At 63.9% G+C, this 24,913-nt stretch carries 16 protein-coding genes and 1 pseudogene; 8 read left to right on the top strand and 9 right to left on the bottom strand.

Annotation, left to right across the window (positions count from 1 at the left end; all coding sequences use genetic code 11):
* Positions 1–37: 37 nt before the first annotated feature.
* Complete coding sequence (locus LRX75_RS11965) at positions 38–1,804, bottom strand: hypothetical protein (RefSeq protein WP_231814648.1); 1,767 nt, start codon at positions 1,802–1,804, stop codon at positions 38–40.
* Between the two features lie 220 nt (positions 1,805–2,024).
* On the opposite strand from LRX75_RS11965, the gene glmU reads away from it, so the two are divergent.
* The 3 genes from glmU (at position 2,025) to LRX75_RS11950 (ending at position 6,188) form a co-directional block, all read left to right on the top strand.
* Complete coding sequence (glmU, locus tag LRX75_RS11960) at positions 2,025–3,404, top strand: bifunctional UDP-N-acetylglucosamine diphosphorylase/glucosamine-1-phosphate N-acetyltransferase GlmU (RefSeq protein ID WP_231814646.1); 1,380 nt, start codon at positions 2,025–2,027, stop codon at positions 3,402–3,404.
* Positions 3,405–3,532: 128 nt separating this feature from the next.
* Positions 3,533–5,359 carry a glutamine--fructose-6-phosphate transaminase (isomerizing) gene (gene glmS, locus LRX75_RS11955; protein WP_231814644.1) on the top strand — a complete coding sequence of 609 codons (1,827 nt, stop codon included), beginning with the start codon at positions 3,533–3,535 and terminating at the stop codon, positions 5,357–5,359.
* A gap of 118 nt (positions 5,360–5,477) precedes the next feature.
* Entirely contained in the window at positions 5,478–6,188 is a 711-nt protein-coding gene (locus LRX75_RS11950) for a DUF502 domain-containing protein (protein WP_231814642.1), read from the top strand.
* A gap of 3 nt (positions 6,189–6,191) precedes the next feature.
* Here LRX75_RS11950 and recG read toward each other — a convergent pair whose 3' ends face one another.
* Positions 6,192–8,297, bottom strand: a complete 2,106-nt coding sequence (gene recG / locus LRX75_RS11945) for an ATP-dependent DNA helicase RecG (RefSeq protein ID WP_231814640.1) — start codon at positions 8,295–8,297, stop codon at positions 6,192–6,194.
* A gap of 155 nt (positions 8,298–8,452) precedes the next feature.
* On the opposite strand from recG, the gene LRX75_RS11940 reads away from it, so the two are divergent.
* From LRX75_RS11940 to LRX75_RS11930, 3 genes are all read left to right on the top strand, one after another.
* The gene (locus LRX75_RS11940) at positions 8,453–8,773 is read left to right on the top strand and encodes an FAD assembly factor SdhE (protein ID WP_113151673.1); all 321 of its coding nucleotides are present in this window, start codon (positions 8,453–8,455) and stop codon (positions 8,771–8,773) included.
* Positions 8,770–12,273 carry a transcription-repair coupling factor gene (mfd, locus tag LRX75_RS11935; RefSeq protein ID WP_231814638.1) on the top strand — a complete coding sequence of 1,168 codons (3,504 nt, stop codon included), beginning with the start codon at positions 8,770–8,772 and terminating at the stop codon, positions 12,271–12,273. Before LRX75_RS11940 ends, mfd begins: the two co-directional genes overlap by 4 nt.
* 89 nt (positions 12,274–12,362) lie before the next feature.
* Positions 12,363–12,971 carry a hypothetical protein gene (locus LRX75_RS11930; RefSeq protein ID WP_231814636.1) on the top strand — a complete coding sequence of 203 codons (609 nt, stop codon included), beginning with the start codon at positions 12,363–12,365 and terminating at the stop codon, positions 12,969–12,971.
* A gap of 15 nt (positions 12,972–12,986) precedes the next feature.
* Here the strand turns inward: LRX75_RS11930 and LRX75_RS11925 are convergent, their stop codons facing one another.
* Positions 12,987–13,652: a DsbA family oxidoreductase gene (locus LRX75_RS11925; RefSeq protein WP_231814634.1), complete on the bottom strand. Its 666-nt coding sequence runs from the start codon at positions 13,650–13,652 to the stop codon at positions 12,987–12,989.
* Positions 13,653–13,726: 74 nt separating this feature from the next.
* Positions 13,727–15,526, bottom strand: a pseudogene (locus LRX75_RS11920) (extracellular solute-binding protein); the annotation flags it as partial.
* A 503-nt stretch (positions 15,527–16,029) separates the two neighbouring features.
* Between LRX75_RS11920 and LRX75_RS11915 the strand changes: the two are divergent.
* Positions 16,030–16,659: an invasion associated locus B family protein gene (locus tag LRX75_RS11915; protein ID WP_113151668.1), complete on the top strand. Its 630-nt coding sequence runs from the start codon at positions 16,030–16,032 to the stop codon at positions 16,657–16,659.
* Between the two features lie 84 nt (positions 16,660–16,743).
* Here the strand turns inward: LRX75_RS11915 and hspQ are convergent, their stop codons facing one another.
* From hspQ to LRX75_RS11900, 3 genes are all read right to left on the bottom strand, one after another.
* Positions 16,744–17,073, bottom strand: coding sequence for a heat shock protein HspQ (hspQ, locus tag LRX75_RS11910; protein WP_062474500.1), 330 nt, complete (start codon positions 17,071–17,073; stop codon positions 16,744–16,746).
* Positions 17,074–17,268: 195 nt separating this feature from the next.
* Entirely contained in the window at positions 17,269–18,678 is a 1,410-nt protein-coding gene (glnA, locus tag LRX75_RS11905; protein ID WP_092983739.1) for a type I glutamate--ammonia ligase, read from the bottom strand.
* A gap of 58 nt (positions 18,679–18,736) precedes the next feature.
* Entirely contained in the window at positions 18,737–19,075 is a 339-nt protein-coding gene (locus LRX75_RS11900) for a P-II family nitrogen regulator (protein ID WP_092933760.1), read from the bottom strand.
* Between the two features lie 366 nt (positions 19,076–19,441).
* Here LRX75_RS11900 and LRX75_RS11895 point away from each other — a divergent pair, with 366 nt between their 5' ends.
* Entirely contained in the window at positions 19,442–20,929 is a 1,488-nt protein-coding gene (locus tag LRX75_RS11895) for an NAD(P)H-hydrate dehydratase (RefSeq protein ID WP_231814632.1), read from the top strand.
* A gap of 162 nt (positions 20,930–21,091) precedes the next feature.
* Here LRX75_RS11895 and LRX75_RS11890 read toward each other — a convergent pair whose 3' ends face one another.
* Together LRX75_RS11890 and uvrA are read right to left on the bottom strand one after the other, a co-directional pair.
* A complete protein-coding gene (locus LRX75_RS11890) occupies positions 21,092–21,889 on the bottom strand; it encodes a DUF72 domain-containing protein (RefSeq protein WP_231814630.1) in 798 nt (265 codons plus the stop codon).
* 39 nt (positions 21,890–21,928) lie between these two features.
* On the bottom strand, positions 21,929–24,850 hold the full coding sequence (uvrA, locus tag LRX75_RS11885) for an excinuclease ABC subunit UvrA (RefSeq protein ID WP_231814628.1): 2,922 nt from the start codon (positions 24,848–24,850) through the stop codon (positions 21,929–21,931).
* Between the last annotated feature and the right edge of the window lie 63 nt (positions 24,851–24,913).

Genomic DNA, 24,913 nt, shown 5'->3' with positions numbered 1-24,913 from the left:
ATCGGAATCAATTTAAGGAGAAATTGCACAGGCCGCCCTATGGCTGCTGCAATCCCCAAGACGCCGGCAGCAGGCCATTGCGGATGAAGGCGTCGTAGCAGGGCGTGAGAGAGACCCGGATATGGGTGGGAAGAAGCGCCGGCGCGTAGAGGGCGAGCAGATCGGTCTGCGTCGGCGTGGCGGGGCAGGTCGGCATCAGTGCGAGATCGACCGCACGGATGGCGTCGTATTCCGCATCGCCCGGGGGCGGAACGGCCCGTGTCGGATCGGCTCCGATGGCGATATGGCGCGGGGCCTGTCGGTCCATCAGCCAGGGGAAAGGATTGACGAAGTCGATCGACATCACGGTTTCGAATCTGACGCCATCGCGGGCCTCGAGGGCGCGGACGGCGGAAATGGCGCGATCGGCATTTTCGAGCCACGCCCACTGGAAGTCGAAATCGCTGAACAGCAGGACGGAGAAGGGCTCGCCAGCGGCCGCAAGAGCATCGAAGGCTTTCCGGTTCTCGACGAACATGGCTTCCATGAGACGTGCCCGCTCCGCGAATGCCGGCCTGACGGCGAAGGCGCCCATCGTCTTCAGGTTCCGGTGATCGAGGCGCGTCGTGTCCAGCATGCCGATCCAGGCGCGGCTTGCCTTCTGGATGACGAGAAGTGCCGGGGGAAGGACGACAGCCAGCGCGAGCACGGCGACCACGGCAGAGCGCACCGTCTGTCCGTGCCGCCGGCCATGATCGAGGCCGATGGCGAGCAGCAGCGGATAAAGAAAGATCAGGGCCTGACTGCCGGTGTTCTGGCTTTCGAAGAACAAACCGGCGAGCAGAAATGCGGCGATCCAGACGAAAGGCAGATCGAAGACGGCGGAGATCGTCTGCCGCGACGGGGACGACACGGCATCGCGCAGGCACAGGCGCACCCGCTGAAGATCGGTGAGATGGAGCGCGCAGCATAGCGCGACCGTCGCCAGGGTCGCACCGATGTTCATGGAGGCGGCGCGCAAGAGCCGCGGCAGAAGCGTTTCGTCGTTCAGGCGGAGAAGGGCGAGGATATCGCCGATATAGGCGGATACCACGCCCGTCGCCAGTTCGAGCGCGAACAGGCTGGCTGCGAAGATGCAGGCAGCGATCAGGGAGCGTTTCAGGGTCAGCTGTCCCGCGGCGAGCGCCATCCCGCACATCAGAGCGCCGGCAACGATGCCGGTGATCTTGATGAAGAACAGCGCCAGCATGCTGGCCGCGACGACACCGCAGAGCTTGCGGCCGTCCTTGACGAAAACGAGGGCCGCAGCCAGCACGTAGAGAAGCTGGCAGACCTGCCGGTTGTAGATGCCGAAGCCTTCCGAGCCGGGATAGGGGTAGTAGCTGCCGATGTTGAAGGGCAGCAGCGAATAGAGGAGGAACGGCGCGAGCAGGGCGAAGGCGAGGGCCGGCGAGCGGCGCTGCACCTCGACCAGCACCACCGCCATCAACGGCGCCGTGACGATGAGGAGCGACCAGGCCGACAGGAAGAGCGGATGTCCGTTCGGGAAAAGCCAGCTTGCGCCGGCGAAGAGGTAGTAGCCGAGAGCGCCCACGGGCGCGAAGAAATCGATGGAGGGGATCTGCCCGCCCGCGATCCGGTTCGTGGCGTCCAGATAGATATAGAGATCCCACATCATCGCGCCCACCGGCTGATGAAGGGTCTTGAAAAGCGCCAGAGGCAGCGCAAGAAGCACGACGCCGAGCGCGAGCACCGGCGCGGACCGTTTCCACGGAAATCGACGGCCTTCCGGCGCTGCGAGGGTGTCATTCGCGACGGATGCCATGAAATGCCTCAACGCGGCTAAAGTTCGGGACGGACTTGCTTATCGCATCGTGATCTTTTGATTATGTTAACGCCGGTCCGGTGTGCCCTTGCCGATACCCTTCGCCACCCCGTCGGCAGGCGCGCGACAGCGGAATTCTGCTTCGCAATACCCCATCTTTTGCTCTATGAGGCTGGAACGACGTCTGGCGACCCGGCCGGACGAGACCGGGAGAGACGCCATGAGCACCACCATCACCGACGCCCGTACCTGCCTTGCCGTGGTCCTTGCCGCAGGCGAGAGCACGCGGATGAAGTCCTCGATGTCGAAGGTGCTTCATCCCGTCGCCGGACGCGCGATGATCGCGCATGTGATGGAGGCGCTTGCCGGTGCCGGCATCGCGGCGGCCGCTCTCGTGGTGGGCCGGGATGCCGAGGCAGTGGCCGCCGCCGCGCGCCGCGACGATCTCGCCGTGACGACGCATCTGCAGACGGAGCGGCTGGGCACCGGGCATGCCGTGCTGGCAGCGCGGGATGCGATCTTGACGGGTTATGACGATGTGATCGTCGTCTTCGGGGATACGCCGCTCATTACCGCCGAACCGCTGAAGGCCGCGCGCGCACGGCTGGCGGCGGGCGATGATGTCGTGGTCATCGGCTTTCACACGGCCCGCCCGACAGGCTACGGCCGGTTGATCATCGAGAACGACACGTTGCTGGCGATCCGCGAGGAGAAGGACGCCTCGGAGGCCGAGCGGGCGATCACCTATTGCAATGGCGGGCTGATGGCCATGAACGGCGCGCGGGCGCTCGAATTCCTCGATGCGATCGGCAATGCCAATGCCAAGGGCGAATATTACCTGACGGACGCGGTGGAGGTGGCGCGCGCCGCCGGTGCGCGCACGATCGCCATCGAGGCGCCCGAGACCGAGCTGATGGGCTGCAACAACCGGGCGGAGCTGGCGGCCATCGAAGCCGCCTGGCAAGCGCGCCGGCGTCATGCGCTGATGGTCTCCGGCGTCTCGATGATCGCGCCCGAGACTGTCTTCCTCTCCTACGACACCCAGCTCGCGCAGGACGTGCTGGTCGAGCCGAACGTCGTCTTCGGCCCCGGCGTAACGGTGGAGCGCGATGCCGTCATCCATGCGTTTTCGCATCTGGAAGGCGCGCATGTTTCGGCCGGCGCCACCGTCGGGCCCTATGCGCGGCTGCGACCGGGGGCGCATCTCGGGGAGAATGCCAAGGTCGGCAATTTCTGCGAAATCAAGAAGGCCGAGATCGGCGAGGGGGCCAAGGTCAACCATCTCACTTATATCGGCGACGCCTTCGTGGGCGCGGGCACCAATATCGGCGCGGGTACGATCACCTGCAATTATGACGGCGTGAACAAGCACGTCACCCGCATCGGCGCGCAGGCCTTCATCGGCTCGAACTCCTCGCTGGTCGCGCCCGTGACGATCGGCGACGGCGCGCTGGTCGCATCCGGCAGCGTCATCACCGACGATGTGCCGGCCGACTCCGCGGCCTTCGGACGGGCCTGGCAGACGGTGAAGCCCGGCCGCGCGAAGCTGCTGCGCGAGCGCTATTTGGCCGAAAAGGCCGCCAAGAGCGGCAAGGCCTGACGCAGCCGGCCATCCCAAGCGGCGTTACCGGCTGACACCGAAAGTGACGATACGCCGGTTGCTCCGGGCGCAAAAAACAGTAGTCAGCTTGAGGCTCAAGGTCTGGGCTCGAAATATCGGAGAAGTTCATGTGCGGCATCGTCGGCATCGTCGGGGCACGGCCCGTTGCGGAGAGGCTGGTCGATGCCCTCAAGCGGCTCGAGTATCGCGGGTATGATTCGGCGGGCGTGGCGACAATCCATGACGGCCAGCTCGACCGTCGGCGTGCCGAAGGCAAGCTGTTCAACCTGGAAACCAAGCTCGCGGGCGATCCTCTTCCCGGCCTGATCGGCATCGCGCACACGCGCTGGGCGACGCATGGCGCGCCGACCGAGAACAATGCCCATCCGCATTTCACCGATGGCGTCGCCGTCGTGCACAACGGGATTATCGAGAATTTCTCCGAGATCAAGGACACGCTGATCGCTGACGGCGCCTCCTTCTCGACGCAGACCGACACCGAAGTCGTCGCGCAGCTGCTCGCCAGGCTTCGGCGGGACGGTCTTGATGGCCAGCAGGCCATGCAGGCGATGCTGCGGTCGGTCACCGGTGCCTATGCGCTGGCAGTCCTCTTCGCCGACCTGCCGGGCACGATCTTCGCCGCCCGTTCCGGCCCGCCGCTTGCCGTCGGCTATGGCGTGCACGAAATGTTCCTCGGCTCGGATGCGATTGCGCTCGCGCCCTTCACCAACGAGATCACCTATCTGAACGATGGCGACTGGGCGGTGCTGACGGCCGATGGCGTCGAAATCCTCGACCATGACGGCAACCGCGTCACGCGGCCGCGCCAGGTGTCGATCGCCGCCGCCTACATGGTGGACAAGGGCAACCACCGGCACTTCATGGAAAAGGAAATCTACGAACAGCCGGAGGTCATCTCGCACGCCCTCGGGCATTACGTCGATTTCACGGAGAACCGCGTCAGCGCCGCTGCCTCGGCCATCGATTTCGCCCGCATCCCGAGCCTTGCCATCTCGGCCTGCGGGACGGCCTATCTCGCCGGGCTGATCGGCAAATACTGGTTCGAGCGCTACGCGCGGCTGCCGGTCGAGATCGATGTCGCCTCCGAATTCCGATATCGCGATATTCCGCTCTCGCCGGACGCCGCAGCGCTGTTCATCTCGCAATCAGGTGAGACCGCGGACACGCTGGCGTCGCTGCGCTACTGCAAGGATCTGGGCCTGACGATCGGCGCGGTCGTCAATGCGCGCGAATCGACCATTGCGCGTTCGTCGGATGCCGTCTTCCCGATTCTCGCCGGTCCGGAAATCGGCGTCGCCTCCACCAAGGCCTTCACGTGCCAGCTGGCGGTGCTCGCAGCGCTCGCCGTCGGGGCCGGGCGCGCGCGCGGCACGATCTCGATCGAGGAGGAGCGCGTGCTCGTGCGCCATCTCGCCGAAATGCCGCGGATCATGGCGAGCGTGCTCAACGCCATCCAGCCGAAGATGGAAAGCCTTGCGCGGGAACTCTCCAAGTGCCGCGATGTGCTGTATCTCGGCCGCGGCACCAGTTTTCCGCTCGCCATGGAAGGCGCGCTGAAGCTGAAGGAGATTTCCTACATCCATGCAGAAGGCTACGCCGCCGGCGAGCTCAAGCACGGGCCGATCGCGCTGATCGACGAGAACATGCCGGTGATCGTGATCGCCCCCCACGACCGGTTCTTCGAAAAGACCATCTCGAACATGCAGGAGGTCGCGGCCCGCGGCGGCCGGATCATCTTCATCACGGACGAACGGGGTGCGGCCGCCTCCAAGCTGGAGACCATGAGCACGATCGTGCTGCCGAACGTGGACGAGCTGATCGCGCCGATGATCTTCTCGCTGCCGATCCAGCTTCTGGCCTACCACACCGCCGTGTTCATGGGCACGGACGTGGACCAGCCGCGCAATCTCGCGAAGTCCGTGACCGTCGAATAGCGGCCGCGCCGCGCAGCTGCAGCATGCGCGGTTGCACTGCAGCTTTTGCCATTGTCCGCCCGGCGGCAAGGCCATATCATTCGTGTGCGGCCGCGAACCGAGTGCCGATGGAATCAGCATGACCGAAGCTCCGACGCGCATCTCCCTTGCCACCCGCCTGCGAAACAATTTTCTCGCCGGCCTGGTCATCTGCGCGCCGATCGCCATCACGCTGTGGCTGACCTGGAGCTTCGTGCGCTGGGCCGACAGCTGGGTAAAGCCCTATATTCCCGCGCGCTACAACCCGGACAGCTATCTGAACTTCGCGGTCCCGGGCTTCGGCCTTCTCATCGCGCTGATCGTCATCACCATCATCGGCTTTCTCGGCAAGAACCTGATCGGCCGGTCAATCGTCAATCTGGGCGAACAGGTGCTGAACCGCACGCCGCTGGTGCGCGGTCTCTACAAGAGCCTGAAGCAGATCTTCGAGACGGTGCTGAAAGAACAGGGCACTCCCTTCAACAAGGCGGCGCTGATCGAGTATCCGAGCGCCGGCCTCTGGTCACTGGTGTTCATCTCCACCGATGCCAAGGGCGAGATCGCCTCCAAGTTCGATGCGATGGGCCGCGACATGGTCGCGTGCTTCATGCCGCCGACGCCCGTGCCGACGGCGGGGTTCCTCGTCTTCGTTCAGCGCGACAAGATCGTGCCGCTCGACATGAGTGCCGAGGATGCCGCAAAGCTGGTGATCTCGGTCGGGCTCGTCACGCCCCCCGAAGGCGGGGCGGTCGCGACAACGCGCAAGGGCCGCAAGGCGGCCGAGCCCGCGCCGGTCGTCATCGAATCCTGATCGTCACCCCGCCCGCAGGAAGCGGATCGCTTCATCGCGGCGGTGAAGATAGAGCAGCGTGCGCAAGGCTTCGCCGCGCGGCGTGGTGAGATCGGGGTCGCGCTCGATCACATAGGCCGCATCCTTCCGCGCGATTTCGAGGAGATCCGCATGGGCCTCAAGGCTCGCGATACGGAAGCCCGGCGTGCCGGACTGCCGCGTGCCGAGCAGTTCGCCTTCGCCGCGGAGCTTCAGGTCCTCCTCCGCGATTACGAAGCCGTCCTCCGTGTCCCGCAGGATGGACAGCCGGGCATGGGCCGTCTGGCTGAGCGGCCCCTTGTAGAGCAGAATGCAGCTCGACGCCTGATCGCCACGGCCGACGCGGCCGCGGAGCTGGTGGAGCTGGGCAAGGCCGAATCGCTCGGCATGTTCGATGACCATGATCGTCGCATCCGGCACGTCCACCCCGACCTCCACGACGGTGGTGGCAACGAGGAGGCGGGTTTCCCCGTTCGTGAAGGCGAGCATGGCCGCGTCCTTCTCCGGACCGGCCATTCGCCCGTGGATGAGGCCCGCGACAGGCCCGAGGCGGGCGACGAGGATCTGGAAGCGCTCATCGGCGGACATGAGGTCCGAGAGTTCCGATTCCTCCACCAGCGGGCAGATCCAGTAGATCTTCTTGCCCTCCTCGATCGCCGCGCGCAGGCGCTCCACGATGTCGTCCAGCCGCTCCGTCGGCAATGTCACGGTCTGGATCGGCTTGCGGCCGGCGGGTTTTTCCGTGAGCTTGGAGACATCCATGTCGCCGAAGGCGGCGAGCACGAGCGTGCGCGGGATCGGCGTTGCGGTCATCACCAGCATGTGCGGCGACACGCCCTTGGCGGTCAGGCGCAGGCGCTGGTGAACGCCGAAGCGGTGCTGCTCGTCCACCACGGCCAGCAGCAGGCCATGATAGGAGACCGTATCCTGAAAAAGGGCGTGCGTGCCGATGACGATATCGGTTTCCCCCGATGCCAGCCGCTCCAGCACGGCGTCGCGCTCGCGGCTTTTCGTCCGTCCGGTCAGAACGTCGATCCTGACGCCTGCGGGGCCTGCGAGGCGGCTGAGCGTCGTAAAATGCTGGCGGGCCAGAATCTCCGTCGGCGCCATGAGAGCGGCCTGACCGCCGGCCTCGACGGCTGCGAGCATCGCCATCAGCGCGACGGCCGTCTTGCCCGATCCGACATCCCCCTGAAGAAGGCGAAGCATGCGCTCCTCGCGGGCCATGTCGGCGAGAATGTCGGCCACTGCCGCCGTCTGGCTTCCCGTCAGGGAGAAGGGCAAAGCGGAGATGACAGGCCCGCTTCGGGCGCCTGTCGCCCTGACCGGAGTTCCCGGCACAGTGCGCAGGCGCTGGCGGACGAGCGAGAGGGAAAGCTGGCCCGCCAGGAATTCGTCATAGGCAAGCCGCCGCCGCGCCGGGGCGCGCGGATCGATGTCCGTGGCGTCGCGCGGCTCGTGCAGGGCGATGAAGGCGTCGCGGACGGACACGAAGTCCTGTTTCTCCAGAAGCGCTTCGTCCAGCCATTCCGGGACGTTCGGTATCCGCGCCAGCGCCGCCTCGATCGTGCGCCGCAACGTCTTTGGCGAGAGGCCGGCCGTCAGCCCGTAGACGGGCTCGACCAGGGCCATGCTGTCTGCGTCCTCCTCACGCACCATCAGGTCGGGATGCACCATCGACGCGCGTCCGTTGAACCAGTCGACTTTTCCTGAGACGATGACGATGTCGTCGATCGGCAGCTGCTTCTCGAGCCAGTTGCCCTTGACCTTGAAGAACGTCAACGCCAGCTCGCCGGTGTCGTCCTGCAGGAAGACGCGGTAGGGCATGGAGGAGCGGCCGGGCGGCGGCGGCTGATGACGATCGATCCGGCCCTTGATGGTGACGATGGCGCCCGCCAGCGCGTTCATCACGCCCGGCTGGTGGCGACGATCCACGATGGAATGCGGCGCATGGAAGAGGAGGTCCACCACCCGGCACTCCTCGACGCTGTCTCGATTGAACAGTCGGGCAAGAAATTCGCCGACTTTGGGGCCGACGCCGGGCAGCGTGTCGAGCGAGGCGAAAAGCGGGTCGAGAAGGGCAGGGCGCATCGGGGAACTTCACTTGACGAAACGGACTTTGGCAAGGCTGACAAGTCGGTGTGCAGCGTTTATAGGAGCGGCGGGACCGTGGCAGCAAGGCGCAATTTCGGCTCGTCCCGAACGACGGTCACGGCACCGCTCACACGCCGCAAGAGGGACAGTCCATGACAGGCATCACCCGCACCAGTGCCGATCTCGATCTGCGCCGCCGCAAGATCCTCTTCCGGGCGTGGCATCGCGGATTGCGCGAGATGGATCTCGTCTTCGGGCAATTTGCCGACAACGAGCTGGCCGACCTGCCGGATAGCGATCTCGATGAACTCGAGCGCATCATGGCCGAGGAAGACAATGATCTCGTGAAATGGATTCTGGGCGAACGCGATCTGCCGGACCATTTCCGCACGCCGCTCTTCGCACGCATTTCCGCCTACCGTCCGGATTTCGAGCCGCAGACGGGGCCGGCGGCCACAGGACCCTCCGCATGATTGCCGGATTCGACAAGAAGAAGATCGCAGGCGTCGCGCGCGAGATCACCATCGGGCCCGTGCCGGCCGGCGTCGAGCCGCTGCTGCTGGCCGAAATCGCGCGTGCGGAAGGTCCCGTCGCCTACATCCTGTCCGACGGGCAGCGGCTTGCCGATATCGAGCAGATGCTGGGCTTTGCCGCGCCCGATATTCCGGTTCTGACCCTTCCGGGCTGGGACTGTCTGCCGTATGACCGCGTTTCGCCGAGCGCCGATGTTTCCGCCCGGCGTCTGTCGGCGCTGAGCGCGCTGATCGCGCATGCCCGCAAGCCGCATCCAGCCATCGTGCTGGTCACTGTCAACGCCGCGCTGCAGAAGATGGCGCCGAAAGACGTGATCGAGGGGCTCGCCTTTTCCGCCCGGCCGGGCGCGAACATCCGCATGGACGACGTGGCCGCCCTTCTGTCGCGCAACGGCTTCGAGCGCGTGGCGACGGTGCGCGAGGTCGGTGAATTCGCCGTGCGCGGCGGCATTCTCGATGTGTTCGTCCCGGGCAATGCCGAGCCGGTGCGGCTGGACTTCTTCGGCGATACGCTGGAGACGATCCGGTCCTTCGACCCGGCAAGCCAGCGCACGACGGGGCAGGCGCGGTCGCTGGACCTCAACCCGATGAGCGAAGTTTCGCTGACGCCGGAGACGATCAGCCATTTCCGCACGCGCTATCTGGCGCTGTTCGGCGCGACGACCCGGGACGATGCGCTGTACCAGGCGGTCTCCGAAGGCCGGCGCTATGCCGGCATGGAACACTGGCTGCCGTTATTCTACGACACACTCGACAGCGTGTTCGACTACCTTCCGGGCTTCCGGATCGTCACGGACCATGTGGTGCGGGAGGCCGCGGCCGAGCGCTCGAAGCTCGTCCACGACTATTACGACGCGCGGCGCGACTCGGGGGCGGGCAAGCATCAGGCCTCGCAGGGCACGCCCTACAAGCCGGTGCCGCCGGAGCAACTCTACCTGACCGCAGACCAGTTTTCCGCAGCCCTTGCCAGCGCCAACGCCATTCGCCTGTCGCCCTTCTCGGAACCGGAGGGCGAGGGCCGCAAGGTCGTGACCATCGACGCGCGCCTCGGCGTGCGCTGGGCAAAGAACGCCAACGAGAGCGCGCCGGAAGGCGAGCGCGTCAACGTCTTCGACCAGGCCGTCAAATACATCGCCGACAAGCGCGCCAAGGGAGCCAAGGTGCTCGTCACCGGCTGGTCCGAGGGATCGCTCGACCGGCTGCTCCAGGTGCTGGTGGAGCATGGGCTCGGCAACATCAAGCCGGTTGCGTCCTTCGGCGAGGTCGGCAAGCTGAAAGCCGGCGAGGCTGCGGCTGCCGTCCTCAGCCTTGAGAGCGGTTTCGAGAGCGGCGATCTCGTCGTCATCGGCGAGCAGGATATTCTCGGCGACCGGATGGTGCGCCGCTCCAAGCGCCGCAAGCGCGGCGCGGACTTCATCGCCGAGGTGGCCGGTCTGGACGAGGGCTCGATCGTCGTCCACGCGGAGCACGGGATCGGGCGGTTCGTGGGGCTGCGGACCATCGAGGCGGCGGGCGCGCCGCATGCCTGCCTCGAACTCGTCTATGCCGACGATGCCAAGCTCTATCTGCCGGTCGAGAACATCGACCTTCTCTCGCGCTATGGCTCGGAGGGCAGCGATGCGATCCTCGACAAGCTGGGCGGCGTCGCGTGGCAGGCCCGCAAGGCGAAGCTGAAGAAGCGGCTGCTGGACATGGCCGGCGGTCTCATCCGCATCGCGGCCCAGCGTCTGACCCGGCGTGCCCCCGTGCTGACGACGCCCGAAGGGATCTACGACGAATTTGCCGCGCGCTTCCCCTATGACGAGACCGAGGACCAGATGACCTCGATCGAGGCGGTGCGGGACGATCTCGGTGCCGGGCGGCCGATGGACCGGCTGGTGTGCGGCGACGTCGGCTTCGGCAAGACCGAGGTCGCGCTGCGCGCCGCCTTCATCGCGGCCATGAACGGCGTGCAGGTCGCTGTCGTCGTGCCCACCACGCTTCTCGCCCGCCAGCACTTCAAGTCCTTCACGGAACGCTTCCGTGGCCTGCCGATCCGGCTGGCCCAGGCCTCGCGCCTCGTCGGCTCCAAGGAGCTGGCGTTGACGAAGAAGGAGGTGGCCGAGGGCAAGACCGATATCGTGGTCGGCACCCACGCTCTGCTCGGCAGCGCCATCAACTTCGCCAATCTCGGCCTTCTCATCATCGACGAGGAGCAGCATTTCGGCGTGAAGCACAAGGAGCGCCTGAAGGAGCTGAAGTCGGACGTGCACGTGCTGACGCTTTCCGCAACGCCGATCCCGCGGACACTGCAGCTGGCCCTGACCGGCGTGCGGGAGCTGTCCCTGATCACCACGCCGCCGGTCGATCGCATGGCCGTGCGGACCTTCATCTCGCCGTTCGACGGGCTCGTGATCCGCGAGACGCTGATGCGCGAGCATTATCGCGGCGGACAGAGCTTCTACGTCTGCCCGCGGCTTGCCGATCTGGACGACGTGCAGGCCTTCCTGCAATCCGATGTTCCGGAACTTAAAGTCGCGATCGCCCATGGCCAGATGCCGGCGACCGAGCTCGAGGACATCATGAACGCCTTCTACGAAGGGCGGTACGATGTGCTTCTGTCGACCACGATCGTGGAGTCGGGTCTCGACGTGCCCCGCGCCAACACGCTGATCGTGCACCGGGCCGATATGTTCGGTCTCGCGCAGCTCTACCAGCTGCGCGGCCGCGTCGGCCGGTCGAAGGTACGGGCGTTCGCGCTGTTCACGCTGCCGGTCAACAAGACGCTGACGGGGCCTGCCGAACGGCGGCTCAAGGTGCTGCAATCGCTCGATACGCTCGGCGCCGGCTTCCAGCTCGCGAGCCACGACCTCGACATTCGCGGTGCGGGCAACCTCCTCGGCGACGAGCAGTCCGGTCATATCAAGGAGGTCGGTTTCGAGCTCTACCAGCAGATGCTGGAAGAGGCGGTTGCCGAACTGAAGGGCGATGAAGAGGTGACCGACAGTGGCTGGTCGCCGCAGATTTCGGTCGGGACGCCGGTGATGATCCCGGACGAGTACGTGCCGGATCTGCATCTGCGCCTGATGCTCTACCGCCGGCTCGGCGAAATCACCGAGCTTGCCGATATCGACGCCTTCGGCGCCGAACTCATCGACCGGTTCGGGCCCTTGCCGATCGAGGTTCAGCACCTTCTGAAGATCGTCTACGTCAAGTCGCTCTGCCGGACCGCGAATGTCGAGAAGCTGGACGCCGGACCGAAGGGCGTCGTCGTGCATTTCCGCAATCGCGATTTCCCCAACCCCGCGGGCCTCGTCGGCTACATCGCCAAGCAGGGAACGCTCGCCAAGGTGCGTCAGGACCAGAGTATCTTCTTCCAGCGCGATTATCCGACGCCGGAGAAGCGACTGGCCGGCGCCGCAATGCTGATGACGCAACTCGCGGGCATCGCAAAAGGATGACGTGGTGTTCGTGAGACATATCTGAATAAGGATATTGACACGCTATTGGTGTCGCGCGACATTGCTTCTCGTTAAGCGGGAGAGCGGCAATGGATGAGTGGCTTGTGCTTGCAAAGACAATGGTGCCGAGCCTCGAAAAGGCGCTGACGGATGATCGATCCGGAACGCTCGATGCCGATGTGGTTGCCTTTCTCAAATCGGCGTCCGGGAAAGAGGCGCTCGCGGATGTCCGCGATCGCTTCGAGACGGACCCCGCCCTCCGAGAGCGTTTCGTCGAACAGATCGGTGCCTTGATCGCAAAGAAGGGGCCGGCGCCCGTGGCTTCGGACGAGGTGTCCGAAAAGCTGCGACGTCTCGACGCGGAGTTCGACAAGCTGGAGCAAGCGCGCCGTTTCTATCTGGAACAGCAGGCGCGCAACGCGCGGCATGTCTGGGTGAATCCGGTCCTGTCCGTCGGCATCACGGGCGGATTTATCGTCCTCGTCTATATGACGGCCTTCGTGGTCATCCCAGAGGCCAATTCGACAGTTTTTAACATCATCCTCGGGGCTTTCTCGACGGCATTCGCAACCGTGATCGGCTTCCACTTCGGATCCTCCGTCGGCTCGAAGGACAAGGATCAGGACAAGCGCAGGGAAGCGATCGAGCAGGCTTCGGCCGGCGATGCCGCGGCCATCGCCCGGATCACCGCCACCTGAGGCCGGCACTCCATATCAGTTGATGTTTGCCTGATTCTTCATCTGGGCGATGTCGCGCAAAGCGCCGGTGAGCACTTCGACCGACTGGGCGCCCATCACGGCGTATTTGCTCTCGATGATGAAGCAGGGAACGCCCGTCACGCCCATGTCGCGGGCCATGTCGATCTCGGTCTTGACGTCGGCCGTGTCGGCGTCGGAGGCGAGCAGCGCGCTGACGACGGCGCGGTCGAGGCCACCGGCTTCGGCGATGTCGATCAGCGTTTCGCGGTCGCCGACATTGCGGCCCTCCTCGAAATTGGCGCGGAACAGACCGGAGACGACGCTGGCCTGCGTGTCGGCGCCTTCCGCCTGGGCCCAGCGGATCAGCCTGTGCGCGTCGAGCGTGTTCGGCGAGATCTTCACGGCGTCGAAGTCGAAGGCCACGCCGTCTGCATGTCCGAGCGCCGTCAGGGTCTCATGTGCCCGGGCGACGGCGGCGTCTCCGCCGAGTTTTGCCGCAAGGTGCGCCTTGTGATCCACGCCTTCCGGCGGCAGATCCGGGTTGAGCTGGTAGGGGCGCCAGCTGACGGTGACGAGGACCTCGTTCGCCAGCTCGGCGATGGCCTTGTCCAGCCGCGCCTTGCCGAGATAGCACCAGGGGCAGACGACATCCGAGACGACATCGATGGTGACGTGTTCCATGCTTGTTACTTCCCTTGCTGGCTCTGCTGGCCGGGCTGCCCAGCCGGCTGCGGCGGCGCCGGTGACGCGCCTGTCTGCGCATCGACATCCCACCAGGTGGGCAGGCTGTAGCCGTAGAGCGGAACGGTGTTCGGCCGACCGATGCGCTTGTGTCGGCCGACCCATTGCGACGCCACGTGATAGAGCGGCACCGCGTAGAAGTTGGAGACGAGCATCCTGTCATGGGCGCGGACGGCGGCGGTGAAATCCTCCTGCGACCGCGCCTGCAGGATGTTGTTGATCAGCGTATCGATATCCTTGTCGGCGACGCCCGCGAAATTGTCGCTGCCCTGTCGGTCGCGCGATTGCGACGACCAGCGTCCGAGCTGCTCGATGCCCGGCGAGAGCGAGGAAGGGAAGGACTTGATGATGATGTCGTAGTCGAACGACTGGCTGCGCTGCTGGTACTGCGAATCATCGACCGTACGGACGCCTGCGCGAATGCCGAGCGCCGCCAGGAAGCGCTGATAGGCCAGCGCCATCTTTTCCTGACCCTCGTTCTGGGTCATGATCTCGAAGGCGAGCTGCTGCCCGTCGGCGTTCTTCATCTGGCCGTCACGGATCGTATAGCCGGCTTCGCGCAACAAGGTGACCGCCTCGCGCAGCACGTTGCGATCCCGCCCGGAGGCGTCGGTGACGGGCAGGCGGTAGGTGCCATCGAGCACGCCGGGGAGGATCCGGTTGCGGATATCGCCGAGCAGGCTCAGTTCCCGGTCGTCGGCCGGCTGGCCGAGATAGGAGAGGCCGGAGTTCTGCCAGTAGCTCTGCGTGCGCGTGTAGGCGCCGTCATAGAGGTTCTTGTTGACCCACTCGAAATCGAAGACGAGGGCGAGACCCTGCCGGAGTTTCGGGTTGTCGAACATGGCCCGGCGGGTGTTGAAGACGAATCCGAGCATGCCCGAGGGCGTCTTCGGCGAGAACGTATCCTTGATGACTTCGCCGGACTGCACCGCGGGGAAATTGTAGCTGCGCGCCCAGCGATTGGGGCTGCCTTCCGGGTAGATGTCGATCTCGCCCTTCTTGAAGGCCTCGAACAGCGAATTGTCCTGGAGAAAATACTCGACGGACACGCGATCGTAATTGTCCTGCCCGATCTTGGACGGCAGGTCCTTTGCCCAATAGTTCGGATCGCGGGCGTAGACGATCCGCTCGCCGGGCGTGACGGACGCCACCTTGTAGGGGCCGGACCCGATCGGGAACGTCAAGGTCGTCTGATCGAAGGTCTCGACCGGCGTCGCGTGCTTCGGCAGGATCGGCGTCATGGCGATGAGAAGCGGAAATTCGCGGTCGCTCTTCTCGTTGAAGGTGAAGCGAACGCTGCGGTCGCCGACCTTTTCCATCTTGGCGACCTTGTCGAGCCGCGACGCGAAGGGGACGCGGCCCTTGTCCCGGAAGATCTCGAACGTGAAGATGACATCGTCCGGCGTGACCGGCTGGCCATCGGACCAGTGGGCCTTCGGATTGAGATTGAACTGGATGAAGGTCCGGTCCTCATCCCATTCCACCGTTTCGGCCAGCAGCCCGTATAGCGAGAACGCCTCGTCGCGCGAGCGCGTCATGAGCGAATCATAGATCAGGTTGCCGTACTCCGGATCGAGCATGCCGCGGGCCGTCGTGCGCATGCTTTTCAGGATGAAGGGATTGAGGTTGTCGAACGAGCCGACGACGCCATAGGAAATGTGTCCGCCCTTCTTCACCTGCGGATCGACATAGGGAAAATTCTTGAAGTCGGCGGGCAGGGCCGGCGACCCGTGCATGGCAATGCCGTGAACGGGCTCAGCGACAGCGACGCTCGCGGCCGACAGGGACGTGAAGAGGGCGAGGCCCAGAAACAATGCGCGCACGCGGTTCTCCGATGCGGACGGGCCCGGCAAGAGTTCGAGCGGATCCAGAAACGATTCCTGCCAAGCCTATCATGCCGAGCCGGTTTTTGAACCTGACCGACCTAGAAATGGCCGACATGCGTGGACCTCTCTGCGAAATCTCGCGCCGCGAGCCGCTATTTTCCGCAGGCATGGCTGGATTAGGCGGGCGTGACGCTGTAGGAGAGGGAACCGCCACTTGACGGGTCATGTAAATGCCTCAATTGACCAACAGAGGAGCGGGCGGCCGAGCACTCGTCCCGTCAAGCAAGCAGACCACGGTCGAGCGAGCCGACACTGGATGAGCAAGCGACATTGGGATGAGCGGGCTCGCTTGCGTGGTTCTCGGGATCGATCGTGATCCCGCGCAGAACGATCGCAACCGATCCTGCAGTGAACGTGATGTTGCACGTCTCTCTCAAGGAGCGCTGCACCCAAGCCGCAGAAACGATGGAATTCAGGAGACGGATATCGTTATGACCTTCAAGCCCACCCTTACCAAGAAAGTCGCCCTTTCGGCTTTCGCCGGCGCCGTCGCGGTCGCTGCAATGCCGTCGGCCTCTTTCGCGCAGCAGGCATCCCAGCGCCCGCCGCAGGGCTGGTTCAAAGTCTGCACCAAGCAGGAAGACAACGACGTCTGCATCGTGCAGAACCTGCTCTCCGCCAATAACGGCCAGCTCATCACCGCAGCCGGCCTGATCAGCGTGCAGGGCAAGGTCAACCGGAAGATCCTTCAGGTCTCCGTTCCCTCCGCGCGCCTGCTGCCGCCCGGCGTCCAGGTCCAGATCGACGGCGGCAAGCCGATCAAGCTCGACTACGCCATCTGCATGCCCGACAAGTGCGTAGCCGAAGCGCCTCTGACCGACGCCGTGATTGCCAGCCTGAAGAAGGGCAGCGAGGTGGTCTTCACCTCGATCAACTTCCAGCGCGCACCGAACCCCATCAAGATGTCGCTCGAAGGCTTCACCGGCGTGTTCGATGGCGAGCCGATCGAGCAGTCGAAGCTTCAGGAGCGCCAGCGCCTGCTGCAGGAAGAAATGCAGAAGAAGGCGGAAGACGCCCGCAAGAAGCTGGAAGAAGCCCAGAAGGCTGCCAAGCAGAACTGACCCAGGCCATCGCTCCATGCAAAAGCCCGGATCGCGAGATCCGGGCTTCGTTCGTCTAAGGCTTTTGCCGATCCGGCCAGCCGGTCAGTGCGTGACGACCGCCTTCGGCTTGTACTGGCCGATTGTCTCCGGGTCGAAGAAGGTCTCGACCTGGGAGTGGCGGACGGGCGTTCCCGTCTCGTCGGACATCAGGTTCTGCTCGGAGACGTAGGCGACATACTCGCTCTCGTCGTTTTCTGCCAGAAGATGGTAGAAGGGCTGATCGCGATCGGGCCGGACTTCGGCCGGAATGGCGTTCCACCATTCCTCCGTATTCGCGTACTCCGCATCGACATCGAAGATCACGCCGCGGAACGGGAAGAGCCGGTGGCGAACCACTTGTCCAATCTGGAACTTTGCATCTCTCTGTTTCATCATGATCGTATTCCTTTCCTTCAATATGTGGGAGGAAACGACGCGAGATCAAGGGACGAACGGGGAACGCGCGGCGGTTATGCCCCGAAAAGCACATTGCCTTCTCGGCAGGCAAGGCTCTCCGGAAAACTGGTCCTCAAGCCATGAAAAAGGCCGGCGCTGGTGGCGCCGGCCTTTTCGTTTCATCGCGGCAGATCAGGCCGAGTAGTACATATCGAACTCGACCGGATGCGGCGTCATATCGTAGCGCATGACCTCGGCCATCTTCAGCTCGATATAGGCATCGATCTGATCGTCGTCGAACACGCCACCGGCAGTGAGGAACTTGCGGTCACGATCGAGATTTTCGAGGGCTTCGCGCAGCGAGCCGCAGACCGTCGGGATCTTCTTCAGCTCCTTGGCGGGCAGGTCGTAGAGATCCTTGTCCATCGCCTTGCCGGGATGGATCTTGTTGCGGATCCCGTCGAGACCGGCCATCAGCATGGACGCGAAGGCCAGATAGGGGTTTGCCAGCGGATCGGGGAAGCGGACTTCCACGCGCTTGGACTTGGCGCCCGAACCGAACGGAATGCGGCAGGAGGCCGAGCGGTTGCGCGCGGAGTAGGCCAGCAGAACCGGCGCCTCGTAGCCGGGAACCAGACGCTTGTAGGAGTTGGTCGTCGGGTTGGTGAAGGCATTGATCGCCTTGGCGTGGCGAATGATGCCGCCGATGTAGAACAGGCAGTTTTCCGAAAGACCGGCATATTCGTCGCCGGCGAAGGTCGGCTTGCCGTCCTTCCAGATGGACTGGTGCACGTGCATGCCCGAGCCGTTGTCGCCGAAGATCGGCTTCGGCATGAATGTCGCCGTCTTGCCATAGGCGTTGGCCACCTGGTGCACGACGTACTTGTAGATCTGGATCTGGTCGGCGCTGCGCACCAGCGTGTCGAACTTGACGCCGAGCTCGTGCTGGGCGGCCGCCACCTCGTGGTGCTGCTTTTCCACCGTGACGCCCATCTCGGAGAGCACGGTAAGCATTTCGGACCGCATGTCCTGGCAGCTGTCGATCGGCGGCACGGGGAAATAGCCGCCCTTGACGCGCGGACGGTGGCCGAGGTTGCCGGTGTCGTAGGCCGTGTCGTCATTCGACGGCAGTTCCGACGAATCGAGCTTGAAGCCGGTGTTGTACGGATCGGCCTTGTAGCGCACGTCGTCGAAGATGAAGAATTCCGGCTCGGGGCCGACGAAGACGGTGTCGCCGATGCCGGAAGACTTCAGGTAGGCTTCCGCCTTCTTCGCGGTGCCACGCGGATCGCGATTGTAGGCCTCGCCGGAGATCGGATCGAGAATGTCGCAGACGACGACCATGGTCGACTGGGCGAAGAACGGGTCCATATGCACCGTGGCCGCATCGGGCATCAGCACCATGTCGGACTCGTTGATCGCCTTCCAGCCACCGATGGAGGAGCCATCGAACATCACGCCATCGACGAACATGTCTTCATCGACGCAGGACACATCCATGGTCACGTGCTGAAGCTTGCCCTTGGGATCGGTGAATCTGAGATCGACGAACTTGACGTCGTTTTCCTTGATCTGCTTGAGGATGTCGCTCGCAGTCGTCATATCGGAGATGTCCTTCCCTGACGGTTATAAGCCGCCGCGCGAATGCGGCGGCATGAAATCAGATAGCGTCGACGCCGGTTTCGCCCGTGCGGATTCGGATGACCTCTTCCACATTCGACACGAAGATCTTGCCGTCGCCGATCCGCCCGGTCTGGGCGGCATTGCGTATCGCCTCGATGACCGCATCGGCATTCTCGTCCGCGAGAACCACCTCGACCTTCACCTTCGGCAAAAAGTCCACGACGTATTCCGCGCCGCGGTACAGTTCGGTATGACCCTTCTGCCGTCCGAAACCCTTGGCTTCCGTTACCGTAATGCCCTGGAGCCCGACTTCCTGAAGGGCCTCCTTCACTTCATCCAGCTTGAATGGCTTGATGATCGCTTCGACCTTTTTCATGAGAAAATGTCTCTCCGCTTCTCCCGTTGGAACAGGGGAATCCCCGCTCGCCCCACCATATGCATTTAGCATGCCATGTCTTCAAAATCTCAACGCATTTCCCTTGGAGATGCGCGGATCGGAAGCTGTTGCCATCAAACCGATCCATCATTGCAGGAGAATGCCTATTTCTTGTGAACTGAGAGCGGTTTACGGCAATTTGATGCACTGCGGAAGGAATTCGGTCCGTTTCAGCATGATATTTGAGCGCCAAATATATGCAGATGCTCAGTTATTGGTCAACACGCATTCCTGTGAGATGCTTGATTTCTGACCTGCGCGCCTACACTGTAAGACGAGCATCACGTTTTCCGAGGGAGTGGCACGATGGGCGTCGAGACGGATATCGCATCGTGGATTCTCACGCCGTCCGACATGACGGCGGTGGATCGCGACGCCGCCACGTCGGGCCTCTCGTCCTTCGGGCTGATGCGAGCCGCCGGCTATGCCGTCGCGGCGTCGGCCCTGCGCCATTATCCCGCGGCGACCCGCTTCGTCTGCCTCTGCGGCGTCGGCAACAATGGCGGCGATGCGATGATCGCCGCCGAAGCCCTCACCGGGAGCGGTGCCGACGTTGCAGTCTACCTGATGGGCGATCGCGCACGCCTTGCGGGAGACGCTGCCCGCGCATTCGCCACCGTCCCGCTTCGCAGCCAGCCGCTCGGCGCCTATGTCCCCGCGATCGGGGATGTCGTCATCGACGGGCTGTTCGGCGCCGGGCTTTCCCGCGCGGTCTCGGGCGCGCTCGCGACTCTGATGCGAGCGGTAACGGATCTGGCGCTGCCCGTCATCGCGATCGACCTGCCGTCGGGCGTCGATGGCCGGTCCGGGCAGGTGCTCGGGGATAGTTTTCAGGCAGCGCAGACGGTGACGTTCATGGCACGCAAGCCCGGACATCTTCTCCTGCCCGGTCGGACATTGTGCGGGGCGCTGGAGGTTGTCGACATCGGCATTCCCGCCCGGATAATTCGGTCGCACCGGGCGCCCCTCGTCGAGAACACGCCGGCGCTCTGGCGCGACGCCGTGAAGGCGCTCGACCCTGGCGCTCATAAATATCGCCGCGGCCATCTCGTCGTGTTCTCCGGGGCGGCGGCGAGCAGCGGCGCCGCCCGGATGAGTGCGACGGCCGGGCTTTCGGCCGGCGCCGGGCTGGTCACCATGGTCGCACCGACGGAGGCCATGCCAACCCTTGCCGCGCATCTGACGGCGGTCATGCTGAAGCCGGTCGACACAGACGCGATGCTCTCCGACCTCATCGAGGACACCCGCCTGAACGCTTTCGTGCTCGGCCCCGGCTTTGGCGCACCGGAGCGCGTCCGTCGTTTTGTCGCAGCGCTGTGCGATCGACCTCTGGTGCTCGACGCAGACGGCATCACCGCCTTTCGCGAGGATCCGCAGGCGCTGTTCGACGCGTTCCGCGGCCCGGTTCGCCTTGTGCTCACCCCGCACGACGGAGAGTTTTCCCGGCTTTTTCCCGACCTCGCCGGCGATACGGCGCTTTCCAAGATCGACCGCGCGACCATGGCCGCCGCGCGGAGCAACGCTGTCCTCATCCTCAAGGGTCCGGACACCGTCATCGCGGAACCGCATGGGCGTGTTGCGATCAACGCCAATGCGCCGCCATGGCTCGCGACAGCCGGCTCCGGCGATGTGCTGGCAGGCATTGTCGGCGCCCATCTGGCGCAGGGCATGCCGCCCTTCGAAGCGGCAGCGAGCGCCGTCTGGCGTCATGGCGCTGCGGGGCACGAGGCCGGAGAGGGCATGACGGCCGAAGATCTGCTTCGTGCCATCCGGCCGTTGCCGCAGGCGTCTTGACGAACACGCGTTACGGCGTCCGCTTTCCGGCGCCAGGCACAGAGACCATCCTCATATTGAGACAGTATCTGTCTTCAAAAAATATTTCGAAATCAGCTTCTTATCAAGAAAATCTCATGCGACGCTTCACCGGGAGACGCGGTGCTTGCCGGTTTTCTTTTGCTATTCAAACCGCTTCTGAAGCGCCATCGCGCCGTTCGGGGCATTCACTTTTCCCTCGTGAATGAAAAAAGCGAAGACCTCTCGCGGCTGTTTCGGCAGCGGGTCGGCCAGCAAGGGTAGCCCGTCTGCCACACCTCCACCACTCCAGGCCTGCAGACGCGCTTCCCAGTCCGTGAGACGCCTCTCGTCATAGCAGGTTTCGACATCGTCGCTGCCGGTCTGCAGACGGGTGTAGACGAAGTCGGCCGTCACGTCGGCGATCAGCGGGTATTCCTGGTGATCCGCGCAAACGACGGCAACGTTGTGCCGGCGGGCCATCTCGACGAACTCCGGAACCTGAAAGGAACTGTGGCGAACCTCCACGGCATGGCGCAGCACCAGCCCATCCTGTGTTTCCGGCAGAAGGCCGAGAAAGGCCTCGAAATCCGCAGCGTCGAATTTCTTGGTCGGCATGAACTGCCAGAGGATCGGTCCGAGCTTTGCGCCCAGTTCCGACAGACCCTGGTTCAGGAAGCGCGTGATCGACTCGCCGGCGTCCGCCAGCACCTTTTTGTTCGTCGCATATCGGCTCGCCTTCAGCGTGAAGACGAAATTGTCCGGAACCTCCGACGCCCATTTTGCGAATGTCGCGGGCTTCTGGGAGCTGTAATAGGTGCCGTTCACCTCGATGACCTTCAGCGCCTTGCTGGCGAACTCCAGCTGACGCTTCTTCGCCAGACCCTCCGGGTAGAAGGTTCCTTCCCAGGGATCGAACGTCCAGCCGCCGATGCCGACACGAATCGTGCCCGTCTTACCCATGCCACCCATCCCCTCTTGATCGGGCCTCGCCCGTTCGCCTTACTCCGCAGCCACGGCCTTGCGAACCGGGCGGCGCTCCAGCAGTTCCTTCAGGAAATGGCCGGTATGCGACCGTTTCTCCCGGACGATCTGCTCCGGCGTTCCCTCTGCCACGACCTGACCGCCACCATCGCCGCCTTCCGGACCGAAGTCGAGAATCCAGTCCGCGGTCTTGATGACTTCCAGATTGTGCTCGATCACGACGACGGAATTGCCCTGGTTGACGAGCTCGTGCAGCAATTCCAGCAGCTTTGCCACGTCGTGGAAATGCAGGCCGGTGGTCGGCTCGTCCAGAATATAGAGCGTACGTCCGGTCGAGCGCTTGGACAACTCCTTGGCGAGCTTCACGCGCTGCGCTTCGCCGCCCGACAGGGTGTTCGCCTGCTGCCCGACTTTGATATAGCCGAGCCCGACCTCGTCGAGCGTCACCAGCTTGTCGCGCACGGCCGGGACGGCCGCGAAGAACTCGACGCCTTCCTCCACCGTCATATCCAGCACATCGGCGATCGATTTGCCCTTGAAGGTGACGTCGAGCGTCTCGCGATTGTAGCGTTTGCCATGGCAGACGTCGCAGGTCACATAGACGTCCGGCAGGAAGTGCATCTCGATCTTGATGACGCCGTCGCCTTGGCAGGCCTCGCAGCGCCCGCCCTTCACGTTGAAGGAGAAGCGTCCCGGCTGATAGCCGCGGGCCTTCGCCTCCGGCAGGCCGGAAAACCAGTCACGGATGGGCGTGAAGGCACCGGTATAGGTGGCGGGGTTCGACCGCGGCGTGCGGCCGATCGGTGACTGGTCGATGTCGATGCACTTGTCAATATGTTCGAAGCCGTCGATGCGGTCGTGATCGGCCGGGATCTCGCGCGCACCCATCACGCGGCGGGCGGCCGCCTTGTAGAGGGTCTCGATGAGAAAGGTGGACTTGCCGCCGCCGGACACGCCCGTGACCGCCGTGAAGACGCCGAGCGGAATGGATGCCGTGACGTTCTTCAGATTGTTGCCGCGCGCACCGACGACCGTCAGCTCCTTTTTCTTCTTCGGCTTGCGCCGCTCGGCCGGTACCGAGACCGAAAGGTCGCCGGAGAGATATTTGCCGGTCAGCGATGTCGGATGATCGATGATCTCCTGCGGCGTGCCGGACGCCACGACCTGCCCGCCATGGATGCCGGCCGCCGGGCCGATATCGACGACATAGTCCGCCGTCAGAATCGCATCCTCGTCGTGCTCGACAACGATGACGGTGTTGCCGATATCGCGCAGGTGCCGCAGCGTGTCGAGCAGGCGGGCGTTGTCGCGCTGGTGCAGCCCGATCGACGGCTCGTCCAGCACATAGAGCACGCCCGTCAGGCCGGAGCCGATCTGCGAGGCGAGCCGGATGCGCTGGCTCTCGCCGCCCGACAGCGTGCCGGAATTTCGCGAAAGGCTGAGATAATCGAGACCGACATCGTTGAGGAAGCGCAGGCGGTCGCGGATTTCCTTTAGGATACGGACGGCGATCTCGTTCTGCTTTTCCGTGAGGCGGGCGGGAAGATCTTCGAACCAGTCGCGCGCGACGCGGATCGACATGTTCGTGACCTCGCCGATGTGAAGGCGATCGATCTTAACGGCCAGCGCCTCGGGCTTCAGCCGGAAGCCCTTGCAGGCGGGGCAGGGGGCCGCCGACATATAGCGCTCGATTTCCTCGCGCGCCCAGGCCGACTCGGTTTCCTTCCACCGCCGCTCGAGATTGGGAACGATGCCTTCAAATGTCTTGGTGGTGTTGTAAGAGCGCGCGCCGTCCGCGTATTGAAAGACGATCTTGTCGTCCGTGCCGCGCAGGATCGCCTTCTTCGCCGCGTCCGAAAGCTCAGCCCAGGTGTTGCTCAGCTTGAAGCCGAAAGCCTTGCCGAGCGCTTCCAGCGTTTGATTGTAGTAGGGCGACGAGGATTTGGCCCAGGGCGCAATCGCCCCGTTCTTCAGCGTCCGATCATGCTCCGGCACGATCAATGCCTCGTCGATCTTCTGCTGGCTGCCGAGGCCGTCGCAGGTGGGGCAGGCGCCGAAGGGATTGTTGAATGAAAACAGACGCGGCTCGATCTCCGAAATCGTGAAGCCGGAGACAGGGCAGGCGAACTTTTCCGAAAACAGCACACGCTCGTGCGTCTCGTTCAGCGACTTGTTGGCCGAGCCGCCGGCCGACGTCTCCTTCTCGGGCAGGGGCTTGTCGGCAAACTCCGCAATCGCCAAGCCGTCGGCAAGCCGGAGCGAGGTCTCCAGACTGTCGGCAAGCCTCGCGGCGATATCGCCCCGTACGACCAGGCGATCCACGACCACATCAATGTCGTGTTTGTATTTCTTGTCGAGGGCGGGCACATCGGCGATCTCGTAGAACTGGCCGTCCACCTTCACGCGCTGGAAGCCCTTTTTCATGAGCTCCGCGAGTTCCTTCTTGTACTCTCCCTTTCGCCCCCGGATCATCGGCGCGAGAATGTAGAGCCGGGCCCCCTCGTCCATCGCCAGAACGCGATCGACCATCTGGCTGACGGTCTGGCTTTCGATCGGCAGGCCCGTCGCCGGCGAGTAGGGCACGCCGACACGCGCGAACAGAAGGCGCATATAGTCGTAGATCTCGGTGACCGTTCCCACGGTCGAGCGCGGATTCTTCGATGTCGTCTTCTGCTCGATCGAGATGGCGGGCGAAAGGCCTTCGATCAGATCGACATCCGGCTTCTGCATCATCTCGAGGAACTGACGCGCGTAGGCCGAGAGGCTTTCGACATAGCGCCGCTGCCCCTCCGCATAGATGGTATCGAAGGCCAGCGACGATTTTCCCGACCCGGACAGGCCCGTCATCACGATCAGCTTGTTGCGCGGAAGGTCGAGATCGACGCCCTTCAGATTGTGTTCCCGCGCACCGCGGATCGAAATGGTCTTGAATTCGCTCATGGTCGGACGCTCTGAATGGGGACGAAGCCCTTACTTAAGATCATTACTTCATATGTCGAGGCG

This window comes from Rhizobium quercicola (genome assembly GCF_021168455.1).
Taxonomy (GTDB): domain Bacteria; phylum Pseudomonadota; class Alphaproteobacteria; order Rhizobiales; family Rhizobiaceae; genus Ferranicluibacter; species Ferranicluibacter quercicola.
Note: the sequence above shows the minus strand (reverse complement) of the source record. Positions and strands in the feature narration are given on the sequence as shown.

Bases quoted from the DNA above. Each gene is read 5' to 3' on its own strand.
- LRX75_RS11965 (WP_231814648.1), bottom strand. From the start codon at position 1,804: ATGGCATCCGTCGCGAATGACACCCTCGCAGCGCCGGAAGGCCGTCGA.
- glmU (WP_231814646.1), top strand. From the start codon at position 2,025: ATGAGCACCACCATCACCGACGCCCGTACCTGCCTTGCCGTGGTCCTT.
- glmS (WP_231814644.1), top strand. From the start codon at position 3,533: ATGTGCGGCATCGTCGGCATCGTCGGGGCACGGCCCGTTGCGGAGAGG.
- LRX75_RS11950 (WP_231814642.1), top strand. From the start codon at position 5,478: ATGACCGAAGCTCCGACGCGCATCTCCCTTGCCACCCGCCTGCGAAAC.
- recG (WP_231814640.1), bottom strand. From the start codon at position 8,297: ATGCGCCCTGCCCTTCTCGACCCGCTTTTCGCCTCGCTCGACACGCTG.
- LRX75_RS11940 (WP_113151673.1), top strand. From the start codon at position 8,453: ATGACAGGCATCACCCGCACCAGTGCCGATCTCGATCTGCGCCGCCGC.
- mfd (WP_231814638.1), top strand. From the start codon at position 8,770: ATGATTGCCGGATTCGACAAGAAGAAGATCGCAGGCGTCGCGCGCGAG.
- LRX75_RS11930 (WP_231814636.1), top strand. From the start codon at position 12,363: ATGGATGAGTGGCTTGTGCTTGCAAAGACAATGGTGCCGAGCCTCGAA.
- LRX75_RS11925 (WP_231814634.1), bottom strand. From the start codon at position 13,652: ATGGAACACGTCACCATCGATGTCGTCTCGGATGTCGTCTGCCCCTGG.
- LRX75_RS11915 (WP_113151668.1), top strand. From the start codon at position 16,030: ATGACCTTCAAGCCCACCCTTACCAAGAAAGTCGCCCTTTCGGCTTTC.
- hspQ (WP_062474500.1), bottom strand. From the start codon at position 17,073: ATGAAACAGAGAGATGCAAAGTTCCAGATTGGACAAGTGGTTCGCCAC.
- glnA (WP_092983739.1), bottom strand. From the start codon at position 18,678: ATGACGACTGCGAGCGACATCCTCAAGCAGATCAAGGAAAACGACGTC.
- LRX75_RS11900 (WP_092933760.1), bottom strand. From the start codon at position 19,075: ATGAAAAAGGTCGAAGCGATCATCAAGCCATTCAAGCTGGATGAAGTG.
- LRX75_RS11895 (WP_231814632.1), top strand. From the start codon at position 19,442: ATGGGCGTCGAGACGGATATCGCATCGTGGATTCTCACGCCGTCCGAC.
- LRX75_RS11890 (WP_231814630.1), bottom strand. From the start codon at position 21,889: ATGGGTAAGACGGGCACGATTCGTGTCGGCATCGGCGGCTGGACGTTC.
- uvrA (WP_231814628.1), bottom strand. From the start codon at position 24,850: ATGAGCGAATTCAAGACCATTTCGATCCGCGGTGCGCGGGAACACAAT.